The organism is Streptomyces sp. NPDC005408 (genome assembly GCF_040606445.1).
In the GTDB taxonomy this organism is placed as follows: Bacteria; Actinomycetota; Actinomycetes; order Streptomycetales; family Streptomycetaceae; genus Streptomyces.
In genome coordinates this window covers 17,780-32,661 of the sequence record NZ_JBEXEX010000030.1, presented here as the reverse complement: position 1 = coordinate 32,661, position 14,882 = coordinate 17,780, and the positions used below count along the sequence as shown (strand labels likewise).

The window sequence follows — 14,882 nt, the reverse complement described above, 5'->3', positions numbered from 1 at the left end:
CCCTGGTCGCAACTGTCTCCGTACGAGCACCGTTCGCCGGCGAACGGCCCCCCGGGGAATGGTGACAGATCAACGGAGGGAACGCGGCGCGGCCCCGACCCGGCCCCGGCCCGGAATCGCCCACTCTACCGGGCCGGGAATCCTCAGGTCAGTGCTCCGTTGCAGAGGTGACGAGTTCGGTGAGAACGCCGTGGCAGTCCTTGGGGTGGAGAAAAGTGATACGGGAGCCCATGGAGCCGATACGCGGCTCGTCGTAGAGAACCCGCACGCCCTTGTCGCGGATCGACTGCGCGTCACCGTCGACGTCGGCGGTGCCGAAGGCGATGTGGTGGACCCCCTCACCGTTCTTGGCCAGCCACTTTCCGACCGCGGAGTCCTCGCGGGTGGGCTCGAGCAGCTGGAGGTAGGAGGCGCCGCCGTCGGACGTCTCATTGATCTTGAGCATGGCTTCCCTTACGCCCTGCTCTTCGTTGACCTCGGTGTGGAACACCTCGAAGCCGTACGTGGCCCGGTAGAACTCGACAGTCTTGTCGAGGTCGAAACAGGCGATCCCGATGTGGTCGATTCGCGTCAGCATTCCCCCAGTGCAGCGCCCCGGACGGTGGTTACGCAACGTGCGCGCGATCACACTCGTCGCCCGGTGACCTGGGGCCGTACCGCTCAGTACATTGAAGTAAACCCTCGTTCACTCCTCAGCTCCGCGCTGGAAGGGGATCGTGCCTCATGTCAGGAACGACCGGTACCACCTCAGTGATCGTCGCGGGCGCCCGTACGCCCATGGGACGCCTGCTCGGCTCGCTCAAGTCCTTCTCCGGCGCCGATCTCGGTGGCTTCGCCATCAAGGCGGCGCTGGACCGGGCGGGCATCGGCGGTGATCAGGTGCAGTACGTGATCATGGGCCAGGTGCTGCAGGCCGGGGCAGGGCAGATCCCGGCGCGCCAGGCCGCCGTCAAGGCGGGCATCCCGATGAACGTGCCCGCACTCACCGTCAACAAGGTCTGTCTGTCCGGCCTCGATGCCATCGCGCTGGCCGACCAGCTGATCCGCGCCGGCGAGTTCGACATCGTCGTCGCAGGCGGCCAGGAGTCCATGACCAACGCGCCGCACCTGCTGCCGAAGTCGCGTGAGGGCTTCAAGTACGGCGCGATCGAGATGCTCGACTCGATGGCGTACGACGGACTCACCGACGCCTTCGAGAACGTCGCCATGGGCGAGTCCACGGAGAAGCACAACACCCGGCTCGGCATCGCCCGCCCCGAGCAGGACGAGATCGCAGCGCTCTCCCACCAGAGGGCCGCGGCCGCGCAGAAGAACGGCATCTTCGAGGCCGAGATCACGCCCGTCGAGATCCCGCAGCGCAAGGGTGAGCCGGTCGTCTTCAGCAAGGACGAGGGCATTCGCGCCGACACCACGGCCGAGTCGCTGGGCAAGCTGCGCCCCGCCTTCGCCAAGGACGGCACCATCACCGCCGGTACGTCCTCGCAGATCTCCGACGGCGCCGCGGCGGTCGTCGTGATGAGCAAGGCCAAGGCCCAGGAACTGGGCCTGGAGTGGATCGCGGAGATCGGCGCGCACGGCAACGTCGCCGGGCCCGACAACTCCCTCCAGTCGCAGCCGTCCAACGCCATCCAGCACGCGCTGCGCAAGGAGGGCATCGGCGTCGACGACCTCGACCTCATCGAGATCAACGAGGCATTCGCCGCGGTCGCCGTGCAGTCAATGAAGGATCTGGGGGTATCCCCGGAAAAGGTGAATGTCAACGGCGGTGCGATCGCACTCGGCCACCCCATCGGCATGTCCGGCGCGCGGGTGGTCCTCCACCTGGCGCTGGAGCTGAAGCGCCGGGGCGGCGGCGTGGGTGCGGCCGCGCTGTGCGGTGGCGGCGGACAGGGAGACGCGCTGATCGTCCGCGTCCCGGGCAACGGCAAGTAAGCCAAGTAAGCAAGGAGCGCTCACATGGTGGACGTCCCCCAACTGGTTGCCCAGGCGAGGGAGGGCCGGCCGCGGGCCGTGGCCCGGCTGATCTCACTCGTCGAGGGGGCGTCCCCGCAGTTGCGCGAGGTGATGGCGGCGCTGGCTCCGCTGGCCGGAGGTGCATACGTGGTGGGCCTGACAGGCTCGCCCGGCGTCGGCAAATCCACCTCCACGTCGGCGCTGGTGAGCGCGTACCGGCGGATGGGCAAGCGGGTCGGCGTCCTGGCCGTCGACCCGTCCTCGCCCTTCTCCGGCGGGGCGCTGCTCGGCGACCGGGTCCGGATGTCGGAGCACGCGTCCGACCCCGGCGTCTACATCCGCTCGATGGCGACGCGCGGGCATCTGGGCGGCCTCGCCTGGGCCGCCCCGCAGGCGATCCGCGTCCTGGACGCCGCGGGCTGCGACGTGATCCTCGTCGAGACGGTCGGCGTGGGTCAGTCCGAGGTCGAGATCGCCTCCCAGGCGGACACCTCGGTCGTCCTGCTCGCCCCCGGCATGGGCGACGGAATCCAGGCCGCCAAGGCGGGCATCCTCGAGATCGGCGACGTGTACGTCGTCAACAAGGCGGACCGGGACGGCGCGGACGCGACTGCCCGCGAGCTGAACCACATGCTGGGCCTGGGCGAGGCGAGGGGCCCCGGCGACTGGCGGCCGCCGATCGTGAAGACGGTGGCGGCGCGGGGCGAGGGCATCGACGAGGTGGTCGAGGCGCTGGAGAAGCATCGCGCGTGGATGGAGGAACACGGCGTCCTCACGGAACGCCGCGCGCTGCGCGCGGCGGGCGAGGTGGAGACGATCGCGGTGACGGCCCTGCGCGAACGGATCGGAGACCTGCACGGCGACCGCAGGCTTGGGGCACTGGCGCAGCGGATCGTGGCGGGCGAGCTGGACCCGTACCGGGCGGCGGACGAACTGGTGGCGAGCCTGACGGAGTCGTAGCGGGGGTTGGCCCCCACCCCGCCCCTTCCCGAAACCGGGGGAACCCCCCGGCCCCCCGTCCAGGAGGGCAGCTTCGCGCCCTCCCCCCTGTCGGCGGCAGCTTCGCGCCGACAGGGGGTACGAGCGGCCCGCTCGGGTTTGCGGCGGCTTCGCGCCGCTCCGGGGTTTGCGGCGGCGTCGCGCCGCGAGGGGGTACGCACCGTCCGTTTCAGGCGGCAGCTTCGTGCCGCGAGGCCGCGTACGAGCGGCCCGCTCGGGTTTGCGGCACCTTCGTGCCGCCGGAGTCTGCGGCGCGGGGCCGACGGCCGGCGCCCTCGCGGCCTCCGCCGCCAGGCCCGTCGGGCCCCGCAATCGAGCCGGGTCCCGCCCGCCGCGTGACCCGGCGTCAGAGCGTTACGGCTTGCCCCGGCGTCCCCGCAGGTGCTCCGCCACCGGGGACAGGGACTCCCGCAGGTCCGCGAGCGCCTCCGGTGTCAGCAGGTCGATGAAGTGCTTGCGTACGGACGCGACATGCTGCGGCGCGACCTTCTGCATCGTCTCCATGCCCTGCTCTGTCAGCACCGCGTACAGCCCGCGCCGGTCCGACTCGCAGTTCTCCCGGCGGACAAGGCCCGCGTTCTCCATCCGGGTGATCTGATGCGAGAGGCGGCTCTTGGACTGCAGCGTGGCCGTGGCGAGGTCGCTCATCCGCATGCGCCGGTCCGCCGACTCCGAGAGGTTGACCAGGATCTCGTAGTCGTTGTTGGTCAGGCCGAACGGCTGGAGGTCCTTCTCGAGCTGGTGCATCAGCAGCCTGCTGACGTCCAGGTGAGTGCGCCAGGCGCACTGCTCGTCATCGGTCAGCCAGCGGGTGGCCGTCTCGGTCTCCATATATGCATTCTACCTAAGAAGTTGAAAGGCGGACGAAGTCGGGGAATGTGACGCCCGGCACCCGGCGCGCACAAGGCACCGCGCGCACAAGGGTGCAGACGTTCGACGTCACACTCCGCAGACTACCGCTCACAGGCCGAAGCGACGCTGGAGGTCCCCCAGCTGACCGGGGAGACGAGGGGTGGACCCGTGTTGACCTGGGCCTCCGGCACCGGCGTGACCCCCGGGAACCCCCGCCTGCGCGGGCACCGCTCCGGTCGCCGTCTCGGCCATCAGTACCTCGGTCGACTGCAGCAGCACCGTCCCCGCGCCCACGAACTCGAACTGGTGCTCCTCACCGGACGCCCCGCCGATCCCGGTCATCGCCCGCAGACCGCCCATCAGTCCGGTCATGTAGCCGTGGTCGTAGTGGTGGCAGGGGGAGGGGCAGTCCGCCCAGCCCACGAGCGCCTGCGGATCCACCCGGATCGGGGGTTCCATGAACACCACGGGACCGTTCGACGCGGCCACGAACTTCCCCGTACCGATCAGTGTGAGAAAGCCCGGCACGATCGACTGCTTCAGCGCCAGCGTCGGCTGGTACGCCAGCAGATTCCCGGACCGGATCGTCAGGTTCCCGTTGTCCAGGTCGAACGAGTTGACGTCGAAGGCACGGTCGGCGAGCAGCATCTTCCCGCTGCCCTCCGCCACCACCCAGTCACTGGCGTGCAGCGGCGAGTGGAACGAGGTCCGCAGCAGCCGGTCCAGCCGGCCGTGGCCGATGCCGTTGAAGTCGATGCGCCCGTAATAGGCGATCATCTTCCCCTTCTGCAGGAACCACTGACTGCCCTTGAGTTCCACACAGAAGGTGTACGCGTTGACGTTGTCGTCGCTCGGCAGCGTCATCGGGTCGAAGACCACGGGACCGGTCACAGCTTCTCCTCCGAGGCCTGTACATACACCGCGCCACTGCCGCTCAGCTCCAGCTGGAACGCCTCGCCCGAGCCGCGCCCCACCATGTCGCGCCAGCCCAGCGCCGTGGAGAGCTTGTTGCGTACGTCGCCGTGGTGCGCGACGTACGCCTGCGGGTCCACATGGACCGCCCGCCCCGGAGTGATCGGCAACTCGATCACGCCGCCGTGCGCCATGACCGCCACCGCGCCATGGCCCTTGAGCGTCGTCGTGAAGAGCCCCTGGCCGGTGACCTGGCCGCGCACCATACCCATGACCCCGCCCTGCGAGCCCATGAACATCGTGCCCTGCTGCAGTGTCCCGTCGAAGGCGAGCAGCCGGTCCGCCTCGACGTACAGGGTGTCGCCGGTCAGCTGGATCACCTGGATGTGATGGCCGCCGTGGCCGAACATCACGGTGCCGTTGCCCTCGACGGTCATCAGCGGCGTCGCCTCATTGGCCACCCGCCGCCCGATCATCGACGCCAGGCCGCCCTGGCCGCCCTGGATGTTCGGCGTGAAGGAGACCTCGCCGCGGTACGCGAGCATCGCGCCGCGCTGACTGAACATCTTCTGGCCGGGAACCACCGTCGCCTCGACCATCTTCGAGTTGACTTCACGGAACGGCATCAGACGTCGCCTCCGATGGTGTTCCGCTCGCTCGGCTGTACGTACACCAGACCGTCGCCCTCGAAGCGGATCTGGAACGCCTCGCCGCCGCCCTCGCCGAGGAAGGTCCGGAAGGTCACGCCTGACTGGAAGTCCTGGCGCAGATTGCCCTGGTGCGCGATGTACGCGCCGGGGTCGACGGAGAGCGGGTACTGGGGCGTCACCCGCAGCACCACGGCAGGGCCGTCCGACATGATCGCCGCCTGGCCGGTGCCCTCGACGGTCGTGGTGAACAGGCCGTTGCCCGTCGCCCCGCCGCGCAGCCCGGTGAAGGTGGTCCCGGTGCGCAGCCCGGCGTCGGTGCAGAGCAGATTGCTCGCTTCGACATAGAGCTTGTCGCCGTGCAGGTTCACCAGGTTGATCTCGGACGCACGGTCGGCGAAGAAGCAGGTGCCCTGCCCCTTCACTTCCATCATCACCATCTGCTCGCCGGTGAGGCGGCGGGTGACCATCCCGCGGATGCCCTCACCGCCGCCGGACATCTTTTTGAACGCCATCTGGCCGTCGTAGGCGACCATCGAGCCGTTCTTCGCTTTGACGGCGTCGCCTGTCATGTCGACGGCGAGCACCTTGCTGCCTTGGAGTCGGAACGTTGCCACGGAGTGACGTTATCGGGCGGTACCCGGCGCGAACAGGGTCCTTGAGGAGGATCTGCACCCTGATGCTGTGCCTTTTCCGGGGACACCCCGGACCCCGGGACCCAAACGCGGCTGCCACAATGGACCGAAGTTTGTGCATGCGTTCACAAGAGCCATGCCCGTCAAAGTCCCCCTCCCACCGAAGGTGCCCCCGTGGACATCAAGACCGCCTCATCCCTCCACCGCCTCCGCCTGGTCTCCGCTCCGGAGGCCGTCTCCTTCCTCCTGCTGCTGGTCTGCTCGGTGCTCAAGCGCACCACGGAGTTCAACGCGGTCCCGGTCATGGGCGCGGTCCACGGCGTGCTCTTCATCCTGTACGTCCTGTTCTGGCTGGACGCCTGGAACCGCACCAAGTGGAACGCGAAGACCGCGGCCATCTACTTCGTGCTCTCCGTCCTGCCCTTCGGCGGCTTCGTCGCCGAGCGCAAGCTCAAGCGCGCGGCCGAGGACGAGGTCATCGCCTCCCGCGCCCGCCGCGAGGGCAAGGTGAACGCATGATCGTCGCCTTCTCGGTCACGCCTCTGGGGGTCGGCGAGGACGTCGGGGAGTACGTCGCCGACGCCGTCAGGGTCGTCCGCGAGTCGGGCCTGCCCAACCGTACGGACGCGATGTTCACCTCGATCGAGGGCGAATGGGACGAGGTGATGGACGTCGTCAAACGCGCCGTCGCCGCGGTCGAGGCCCGGGCCCCGCGCGTCTCGGTCGTCCTGAAGGCCGACATCAGACAGGGCGTCACGGACGGCCTCACCTCGAAGGTCGAGACGGTGGAGCGCCACCTGTCCGCCTGACGTCGCTCTGTCCGCCCGAACCTCGCTCCGGCCGACTCCGCGGTCAGGGCGCGTTTCTTCGTGAGCGCCGTCGTCGTGGGCGCCGGCGTGATCGGCACCGGCACCTGTCTCGTACACGTCGCAGAGGCCAGGAAGACCGAAGAGCGAGACGGGGCTGACCGCCATATGACCAGTCGGTAGGGTCGGTGCCGTGCCGAAGCCGCTCAGCCTTCCCTTCGACCCCATCGCCCGAGCCGACGAACTGTGGCAGCAGCGATGGGGCCCCGTGCCCTCGATGGGCGCGATCACCTCGATCATGCGCGCGCACCAGATCCTGCTCGCAGAGGTCGACGCCGTCGTCAAGCCGTACGGACTGACCTTCGCGCGCTACGAGGCACTCGTTCTGCTCACCTTCTCCAAGGCCGGTGAGCTGCCCATGTCCAAGATCGGCGAGCGTCTGATGGTCCACCCGACCTCGGTCACGAACACCGTGGACCGGCTGGTGCGCTCCGGCCTGGTCGACAAGCGGCCCAACCCGAACGACGGCCGCGGCACCCTCGCCTCCATCACCGAGAAGGGCCGGGAAGTCGTCGAGGCGGCCACCCGCGATCTGATGGAGATGGACTTCGGGCTCGGTGCGTACGACGCCGAGGAGTGCGGGGAAATCTTCGCGATGCTGCGCCCGCTGCGGGTCTCGGCGCACGACTTCGACGAGAAGTAGACGAGAAGTAGACGAGAAGTAGGCGAGAGGTCGGACCCCGGACCCGGGCGAAGATCGCCCGTTGCGTCCGGTTACGCTCGTTGCCATGAAGTCGAATGTGCTCTCCCGTTACCGGGTGATGGCGTACGTCACCGCCGTCTGGCTGCTGGTCTTCACCGCGGCGATCATCCTGAAGTACGGGTTCCATGTCGGCGACACCATGCTGATCTCGCAGATCCACGGTGTGCTGTTCATCATCTACGTCGTCTTCGCCTTCGATCTCGGCTCCAGGGCGAAGTGGCCGTTCGGCAAGCTCCTGTGGGTGCTGGCCGCCGGCTGCATCCCTGTGGCCTCCTTCTTTGTCGAGCCGAAGGTCACCCGCGAGATCCGTCCGCTGATCGCGGACGCCGACGCGGCGACCGCCCAGGCGTAAGCGGCACTGACGTTCCCACGGCCGCGAGCACGGCTCGCGGTCGTCTGCCATCGACATTTACTAGGACGTCCTAGTAAATTGGTGAGCATGGACGCTGACGCCATCGAGGAAGGCCGCCGACGCTGGCAGGCCCGTTATGACAAGGCCCGCAAGCGGGACGCCGACTTCACCACGCTCTCCGGCGACCCGGTCGAGCCGGTCTACGGGCCACGGCCCGGGGACACCTACGACGGCTTCGAGCGGATCGGCTGGCCGGGGGAGTACCCCTTCACCCGCGGCCTGTACCCGACCGGCTACCGCGGCCGCACCTGGACCATCCGGCAGTTCGCCGGCTTCGGCAATGCCGAGCAGACGAACGAGCGCTACAAGATGATCCTCGCCAACGGCGGCGGCGGGCTCTCCGTCGCCTTCGACATGCCGACCCTCATGGGCCGCGACTCCGACGATCCGCGCTCGCTCGGCGAGGTCGGCCACTGCGGCGTGGCCATCGACTCCGCCGCCGACATGGAGGTCCTGTTCAAGGACATCCCCCTCGGCGATGTCACCACCTCGATGACGATCTCCGGACCCGCCGTCCCCGTCTTCTGCATGTACCTCGTCGCAGCCGAGCGCCAGGGCATCGACCCGGCCGTCCTCAACGGCACGCTCCAGACCGACATCTTCAAGGAGTACATCGCGCAGAAGGAGTGGCTGTTCCAGCCCGAGCCACATCTGCGCCTCATCGGCGACCTGATGGAGCACTGCGCGCAGAGCATCCCCGCGTACAAGCCGCTCTCGGTCTCCGGCTACCACATCCGTGAGGCGGGCGCGACGGCCGCTCAGGAGCTCGCGTACACCCTCGCCGACGGCTTCGGCTACGTCGAACTGGGCCTGAGCCGCGGCCTGGACGTCGACACCTTCGCCCCCGGGCTCTCCTTCTTCTTCGACGCGCACCTCGACTTCTTCGAGGAGATCGCCAAGTTCCGCGCGGCACGCCGGATCTGGGCGCGCTGGACGAAGGAGGTGTACGGCGCGAAGACCGACAAGGCGCAGTGGCTGCGCTTCCACACCCAGACCGCGGGCGTCTCACTCACCGCCCAGCAGCCGTACAACAACGTCGTACGCACGGCGGTCGAGGCGCTCTCCGCGGTCCTCGGCGGCACCAACTCCCTGCACACCAACGCCCTGGACGAGACGCTCGCGCTGCCCAGCGAGCAGGCAGCGGAGATCGCGCTGCGCACGCAGCAGGTGCTGATGGAGGAGACCGGCGTCGCCAACGTCGCCGACCCGCTGGGCGGTTCCTGGTACGTCGAGCAGCTCACCGACCGCATCGAGGCGGACGCCGAGAAGATCTTCGACCAGATCAAGGAGCGCGGCCGCCGGGCGCACGCCGACGGTCAGCACCCCATCGGCCCCATCACCTCCGGCATCCTGCGCGGTATCGAGGACGGCTGGTTCACCGGCGAGATCGCCGAATCTGCCTTCCGCTACCAGCAGTCCCTGGAGAAGGGCGACAAGCGCGTCGTGGGCGTCAATGTCCACCACGGCTCGGTCACCGGAGACCTGGAGATCCTGCGGGTCAGCCACGAGGTCGAGCGCGAGCAGGTACGGGTCCTGGCGGGCCGCAAGGCCGGTCGCGAGGAGGCCCGCGTACGGTCCGCGCTGGAGGCGATGCTGACCGCGGCCCGGGACGGCTCGAACATGATCGGGCCGATGCTGGACGCCGTCCGCGCGGAAGCCACGCTCGGCGAGATCTGCGATGCGCTGCGGGACGAGTGGGGGACGTACACCGAGCCCCCCGGCTTCTGACCGTACGCAGACGGTGGGGGCGGGACGTCCCGCCCCCACCTCCTGGGCTTCGGCCCTCGCCCGGGCTTCAGCCCTGGAGCGAGCCCAGCCCCGACACCAGCAGCAGCGCAAAGCTGCGCGCCCACTCCTCGTCCACCGGCTCCGCGCTGACCAGCGCCCGGTGCACGACGGCTCCCGCGATCACATCGAAGATCAGGTCCGCGCTGCGGGCCGCCGCCTCCGCGTTCTCCTCGTACGGCAGCTCACCGCGGGCCTGCGCGCGCGCCCGGCCCTCCAGGACCAGCCGCTTCTGCCGGTCGACGATCGCCGAGCGGATACGGCTGCGCAGCGCGTCGTCGCGTGTCGACTCCGCGACCACCGCCATCAGCGCGGTCTTGGCCTCGGGCCGCGCAAGGAGCGCGGCGAACTGCAGCACCACGCCCTCCACATCGGCCATCAGGCTGCCGAGGTCGGGGAGTTCGAGCTCGTCGAAGAGAACGGCGACGGCGTCGACGACAAGCTCGTTCTTGTTGGTCCAGCGGCGGTAGAGCGTGGTTTTCGCGACTCCCGCGCGGGTGGCCACATCGCCCATCGTCAGCTTCGACCAGCCCAGCTCGACGAGCGCCGCACGGGTCGCGTCGAGGATCGCGGCGTCGGCCTCGGCACTGCGGGGGCGTCCCGTACGACCCGTACGCACGGTTTTGGGGCGGGTGTGGCTGCACATGACGGCGACCATACCGGCGGGTAGGCGATCTGCTGTGAGGCAGTTCACCGGAGGTTTCTCACACGCGGCAGAGCTGATGCAGTTACGCTACGACTCGTAGCGAAAGCCTTGACCGGCTCGAGCGACAACCACAGGCGCGGGTGGGGACCCGCGCCGATCTTCAGGAACGCTTTTCACATGCGCGCGCGGAGGGGGGAGGATGTACTCATGCAGCCTAGGAACATGTCCATGAGCGGCGTCGTCGACCTCGCCGCGTTGAAGGCGGCCGGTGAGGCCAAGGCGAAGGCGGAGCAGGCCCGTGCCGAGGCCGCCCGCCAGGGCGGCGGCGGTGCCGTAGCCCCCTCCAGCCTGGTGATTGACGTCGATGAGGCGGGCTTCGAGCGCGATGTCCTCCAGCGCTCCGCCGAGGTCCCGGTCGTCATCGACTTCTGGGCCGAGTGGTGCGAGCCGTGCAAGCAGCTCAGCCCGCTGCTGGAGCGGCTGGCGCAGGAGTACAGCGGCCGGTTCGTCCTCGCCAAGATCGACGTCGACGCCAACCAGATGCTGATGCAGCAGTTCGGGATCCAGGGCATCCCCGCGGTCTTCGCGGTGGTGGCCGGCCAGGCGCTGCCGCTCTTCCAGGGCGCGGCCCCGGAGGCGCAGATCCGCCAGACGCTGGACCAGCTGATCCAGGTCGCCGAGGAGCGCTTCGGCCTGACGGGCATCACGGTCGACCAGGACGCGGCGGACGCTTCGGGCGAGGCCGCGGCCCCCGCAGCGGTGCCGGAGGGGCCGTACGACGCCCTGCTGGAGGCGGCCGTCCAGGCACTGGACGCGGGCGACTTCGGCGGCGCCGTCCAGGCGTACAAGAACGTGCTGTCCGACGACCCCGGCAACACCGAGGCCAAGCTGGGCCTCGCCCAGGCCGAACTGCTGGGGCGCGTTCAGGACATGGACCCGCAGAAGGTCCGCCAGGAAGCGGCCGGGAACCCGGCCGATGTGACCACGCAGATCGCCGCGGCAGACCTGGACCTGGTCGGCGGCCATGTCGAGGACGCGTTCGGCCGACTGGTCGAGACGGTCCGCCGCACGGCGGGCGAGGACCGCGACGCGGCACGGATCCGGCTGCTTGAGCTCTTCGAGGTCGTCGGGCCGGACGACCCGCGGGTGACGGCGGCGCGTTCGGCGCTGGCGCGAGTCCTGTTCTGAGCCATGTTTGAAATACCTGCGTGGAACGCACCGTTCCGCCTGGTGTGACGGATTTGCGGCGGCGGCGCCGGTGAGGCGCCGTCGCCGTTTTGGCGACACAGTGACAAAACGCGTTCGTGCTTTACCAAAACTTGGTAAACGTACGGGCTGTTACTCGCAGTAAATCAACCCGCTTGTTCTGTCCGCTTATTAGCGACAATCTCCCCTTCTGGCTCACCCCTTGGCTGCACCCTGCGTGCCCGGTCGACATCACCCGGTCGTTGCGTGGTTATCAGGCCGTTACTAGTGGGTAACGAAGCCTCTTGTGCCGCGGCCTGGAATGGACCACGATCGGCCACGCTCGGTCCGATTCCGCACCAGCCCGGCCCCCAGTCGCGCCGCGGAACTTTGGGTCCCCACCGAGTGGACCGGCGGCAGTGGCGCCGGTCGTGGACAGGGGGGTTCCTGCCGAACGGCAGGGCCTGTCCAGCAGGTTGTGCGTGATGTGCGTCAGGCGCGACCAGTGGTTGTCGCTCGGGGGTGATCGCCGGTGTTTCGGACGCAGCTCGCGCCTGAAAGTGCAGGCGCTCTCCTTCCCGAGGACGTAGCACTTCTCCCATCCCAGGACGGACTTGAGGGTCCGGACCGGAGATGTACGTCCGAGAAGGAGGAAAGTCATGGAGTCAGCGACTCGGGGCGGAACCAGATGGAAGCGGTTCGCTCTTGTCATGGTGCCCAGCGTGGCCGCAACGGCCGCGATAGGCGTCGGTCTGGCACAGGGCGCGCTCGCCGCGTCGTTCGCTGTGTCCGGCCAGGAGTTCAAGGTCACCGCCGGATACCTTGACGGGCATGGGTTCGCCCAATACGGCGGCGTCGACATGGGGTACAAGGACCTCAAGGGCGACGAGAAGGTGGCGCGACCCGTCGCGATCTCGACCTTCAGGAACGCCTCGATCACCGACATGTGTCAGTCGGTCGTCACCGACGTGCCATTTGTCGGCAAGGTCACGCTGCGGCTGAAGGCGGGCGACAAGGGCACTGCAGTCCAGGCCAAGAACCTCTACCTGGACGTGTCCGAGCTGGACGCGAACGCCAAGTTCACCAACATCGACATCGGCGTCGCGGCCAAGGACACCGACGAGGGCAGTGGTGGCAAGGGTCCGGCCGTCAAGGACAAGTCCATCCTGCCGAACGGATTCGCCCAGCAGGCCGAGCGGGCCGAGCTGACCGGCGTCAAGCAGAAGGCGTGGGCGACCACCGCCGGCACCTTCGAGCTGAGCGGTCTGAGCATGCGTCTGCTCAGGGGCTCCGGCGACGGGATCGAGTGCTACTGACGGTCATCCCGTCCGGGCGGGCGGGGAAAGCCTTCACGGCTTCGCCCGCCCGCCCAACTCTTCACATAGCAACGCCAGTTCCAGGGAGCTGTTTTCCATGAGCGCCGAGTCTGCAGTGTCACCGGGGCGGGACGAGCACTACATCCGAGCCTTTCGACGGGGTTTCCGTAACTGGCGGGGTCAGCGACCCTTCTGGGCGGGTCTGTTCACCCTGCTCGGCGGAATTCCCATCGCCTACCTCCCGTACGCGAGCCTAAAGCTCGGTCACATGACGCTCTCGATGGCGACGACCGCGGGGGCCGGATCGCTGATCATCGGCGTACTGCTGATCACGCTCGGCTTCACGATGTGGTTCCAGGCCGCCGTCAGGGTGTTCGCGGGTGTCGCAGCGATTCTGCTGGCACTGATCTCCATTCCGGTCGCCAACCTGGGTGGCTTCCTCATCGGCTTCCTGCTCGCCCTCATGGGCGGTGCGCTCGCTGTCTCCTGGGCACCGGGGAAGTCCGTCGCACAGCCCGCTCCGGCGGAGGAACCGACGCTCGCGCCCGAACCTGCTGAGGCACCTGTGGCGGACCAGTGGGACGACTACGGCGTGGCCGCGTACGACACAAACAACGAAGCCAACGGCGGGAGGAACAGTGCCGGGTGATGTCACACCGCTGACCGCGGCTGGAGGCGATGGGACGCAGGCCAGAAGGGGGCCGCGCCACGCGGCTCCCAAGAAGCCCCTGCTGAACAAGCTCCAGATGCCGGCCGGCAAGGCGATAGCCCTGGCAGCGATGCCCACCGCCGTTTTCCTCGGCATGGGCCTCACCCCCAAGCTGGCGCTCGCCGATGACAAGGACATTCCGTTCGCCCCCGGCCCGTGCGTGACCCGCTCGGACGAGCCTGCGGCGTCCGAGTCGCCCAAGCCGTCGGACTCGGCGAAGCCGTCCGAGTCGCCGTCGGAGAAGCCCGACCCGAGTGCCAGCGAGTCGGCGAGCGACAAGCCCGCCGATGAGCCGACGCCCGGCGCGACGCCGTCCGCGTCCAAGTCTGCGGACCCGAAGACAGTTCCGACTCCGACTCCGACGCCCAGCGCGACGAAGACGACGAACCCGCTCGACCCGCTGGGTGTCGGCGACGCGATCAAGGACCTGCTCGACGGCCCCGACAAGGAGCCCACGGCAACAGCGACGCCGAGCGCGCCCGCGACCACCAAGCCCGCCGCTGAGCCGACGCCTTCGACGAAGCCGACCACCGCTCCGTCCGAGAAGCCGTCGACCAACCCCGTCGACAAGGTGAACGAGACGGCGGACAAGGCCAAGGACGCCATCAAGGACGCGGCGGACAAGGCCGGAGCGACGACCGAGGAGCTGGACGACGCGGTCAAGGGCCTCGACCCCAAGACGGACGAGGACATCCCGGACGGCGCCAAGCCGCGCTTCCCGTGTCCGACCGCCGACCCGAAGGCGATGGCCGCCGCGGACCTGGAGCCGGGCCTCCCGCTGCTCCCGGACGACCCGTGGATCCTCGAGAGCTCGATGCTCACCCTGAAGGGCCTGGACTACAAGGGCATCGTCAAGGTGAAGACGGGCAGTGGCAAGGTCAAGAAGGTGCTGAAGTTCACGGCTTCGGGCGTCGACATCAAGGACCTCCACCAGCTGGTGGTCGGCCCGAACGGCACGACCGCGCACGTCGAGGCGGACAAGGGCTCCACGTCGACGATCACCAACGGCACGGTGACGATGTACACGGAGGAGCTGAAGGGCAACCTCTTCGGCCTCATCCCGATCACGTTCAGCCCTCAGACGCCTCCGCCGCTGAATGTTCCCTTCGCCTTCTTCACCAACGTGAAGGTGACGCAGGCGGGCCAGTTCGGCGGGACGCTGACGGTACCCGGGCTGCACAACTACTTCACCGGTGGCCAGAACTAAGACCCATCCGGGAGCCGCACAAAGGCTGTGGGCCGTACCCCTTGTCGGGGGGTGC

Annotated in this window: 17 protein-coding genes; 11 read left to right on the top strand and 6 right to left on the bottom strand. The window is 68.6% G+C overall.

Features of this window, described 5'->3' with window-relative positions; translation table 11 throughout:
- Positions 1 to 148 precede the first annotated feature (148 nt).
- Positions 149 to 577 carry a methylmalonyl-CoA epimerase gene (gene mce / locus ABZS64_RS25185; RefSeq protein ID WP_266535898.1) on the bottom strand — a complete coding sequence of 143 codons (429 nt, stop codon included), beginning with the start codon at positions 575 to 577 and terminating at the stop codon, positions 149 to 151.
- A 146-nt stretch (positions 578 to 723) separates the two neighbouring features.
- Here mce and ABZS64_RS25180 point away from each other — a divergent pair, with 146 nt between their 5' ends.
- Together ABZS64_RS25180 and meaB are read left to right on the top strand one after the other, a co-directional pair.
- Positions 724 to 1,932 carry an acetyl-CoA C-acetyltransferase gene (locus ABZS64_RS25180; RefSeq protein WP_355833827.1) on the top strand — a complete coding sequence of 403 codons (1,209 nt, stop codon included), beginning with the start codon at positions 724 to 726 and terminating at the stop codon, positions 1,930 to 1,932.
- A 24-nt stretch (positions 1,933 to 1,956) separates the two neighbouring features.
- Positions 1,957 to 2,913, top strand: a complete 957-nt coding sequence (gene meaB, locus ABZS64_RS25175; RefSeq protein ID WP_355833824.1) for a methylmalonyl Co-A mutase-associated GTPase MeaB — start codon at positions 1,957 to 1,959, stop codon at positions 2,911 to 2,913.
- 393 nt (positions 2,914 to 3,306) lie between these two features.
- Here the strand turns inward: meaB and ABZS64_RS25170 are convergent, their stop codons facing one another.
- The 4 genes from ABZS64_RS25170 to ABZS64_RS25155 all read right to left on the bottom strand — a co-directional run bounded on the left by ABZS64_RS25170 (position 3,307) and on the right by ABZS64_RS25155 (position 5,980).
- Positions 3,307 to 3,783, bottom strand: a complete 477-nt coding sequence (locus ABZS64_RS25170; protein ID WP_355833821.1) for a MarR family transcriptional regulator — start codon at positions 3,781 to 3,783, stop codon at positions 3,307 to 3,309.
- A gap of 129 nt (positions 3,784 to 3,912) precedes the next feature.
- Positions 3,913 to 4,695 carry an AIM24 family protein gene (locus ABZS64_RS25165; protein ID WP_355833818.1) on the bottom strand — a complete coding sequence of 261 codons (783 nt, stop codon included), beginning with the start codon at positions 4,693 to 4,695 and terminating at the stop codon, positions 3,913 to 3,915.
- Positions 4,692 to 5,342: an AIM24 family protein gene (locus ABZS64_RS25160; protein ID WP_355833815.1), complete on the bottom strand. Its 651-nt coding sequence runs from the start codon at positions 5,340 to 5,342 to the stop codon at positions 4,692 to 4,694. The genes ABZS64_RS25165 and ABZS64_RS25160 overlap by 4 nt, the downstream gene beginning before the upstream one ends.
- On the bottom strand, positions 5,342 to 5,980 hold the full coding sequence (locus ABZS64_RS25155) for an AIM24 family protein (protein WP_355833813.1): 639 nt from the start codon (positions 5,978 to 5,980) through the stop codon (positions 5,342 to 5,344). The genes ABZS64_RS25160 and ABZS64_RS25155 overlap by 1 nt, the downstream gene beginning before the upstream one ends.
- 192 nt (positions 5,981 to 6,172) lie before the next feature.
- On the opposite strand from ABZS64_RS25155, the gene ABZS64_RS25150 reads away from it, so the two are divergent.
- The 5 genes from ABZS64_RS25150 (at position 6,173) to ABZS64_RS25130 (ending at position 9,707) form a co-directional block, all read left to right on the top strand.
- Positions 6,173 to 6,517 carry a DUF3817 domain-containing protein gene (locus ABZS64_RS25150; RefSeq protein WP_355833810.1) on the top strand — a complete coding sequence of 115 codons (345 nt, stop codon included), beginning with the start codon at positions 6,173 to 6,175 and terminating at the stop codon, positions 6,515 to 6,517.
- Positions 6,514 to 6,807 (top strand): MTH1187 family thiamine-binding protein, encoded by a 294-nt coding sequence (locus ABZS64_RS25145; RefSeq protein ID WP_266487512.1) that lies wholly within the window; start codon positions 6,514 to 6,516, stop codon positions 6,805 to 6,807. Before ABZS64_RS25150 ends, ABZS64_RS25145 begins: the two co-directional genes overlap by 4 nt.
- Before the next feature lie 190 nt (positions 6,808 to 6,997).
- Positions 6,998 to 7,507: a MarR family transcriptional regulator gene (locus ABZS64_RS25140; RefSeq protein ID WP_355833806.1), complete on the top strand. Its 510-nt coding sequence runs from the start codon at positions 6,998 to 7,000 to the stop codon at positions 7,505 to 7,507.
- 85 nt (positions 7,508 to 7,592) lie between these two features.
- The gene (locus ABZS64_RS25135) at positions 7,593 to 7,919 is read left to right on the top strand and encodes a DUF3817 domain-containing protein (RefSeq protein WP_355833803.1); all 327 of its coding nucleotides are present in this window, start codon (positions 7,593 to 7,595) and stop codon (positions 7,917 to 7,919) included.
- Positions 7,920 to 8,006: 87 nt separating this feature from the next.
- Positions 8,007 to 9,707, top strand: a complete 1,701-nt coding sequence (locus tag ABZS64_RS25130; protein WP_355833801.1) for a methylmalonyl-CoA mutase family protein — start codon at positions 8,007 to 8,009, stop codon at positions 9,705 to 9,707.
- 67 nt (positions 9,708 to 9,774) lie between these two features.
- On the opposite strand, the gene ABZS64_RS25125 is transcribed toward ABZS64_RS25130, so the two are convergent.
- The gene (locus ABZS64_RS25125) at positions 9,775 to 10,410 is read right to left on the bottom strand and encodes a TetR/AcrR family transcriptional regulator (RefSeq protein WP_355833798.1); all 636 of its coding nucleotides are present in this window, start codon (positions 10,408 to 10,410) and stop codon (positions 9,775 to 9,777) included.
- 207 nt (positions 10,411 to 10,617) lie between these two features.
- On the opposite strand from ABZS64_RS25125, the gene ABZS64_RS25120 reads away from it, so the two are divergent.
- From ABZS64_RS25120 to ABZS64_RS25105, 4 genes are all read left to right on the top strand, one after another.
- A complete protein-coding gene (locus tag ABZS64_RS25120) occupies positions 10,618 to 11,598 on the top strand; it encodes a tetratricopeptide repeat protein (RefSeq protein WP_355833795.1) in 981 nt (326 codons plus the stop codon).
- Positions 11,599 to 12,254: 656 nt separating this feature from the next.
- Entirely contained in the window at positions 12,255 to 12,911 is a 657-nt protein-coding gene (locus ABZS64_RS25115; protein WP_355833792.1) for a DUF6230 family protein, read from the top strand.
- Positions 12,912 to 13,008: 97 nt separating this feature from the next.
- Positions 13,009 to 13,560, top strand: a complete 552-nt coding sequence (locus ABZS64_RS25110; RefSeq protein ID WP_355833790.1) for a DUF6114 domain-containing protein — start codon at positions 13,009 to 13,011, stop codon at positions 13,558 to 13,560.
- Entirely contained in the window at positions 13,550 to 14,827 is a 1,278-nt protein-coding gene (locus ABZS64_RS25105; RefSeq protein ID WP_355833787.1) for a hypothetical protein, read from the top strand. The genes ABZS64_RS25110 and ABZS64_RS25105 overlap by 11 nt, the downstream gene beginning before the upstream one ends.
- Positions 14,828 to 14,882 lie beyond the last annotated feature (55 nt).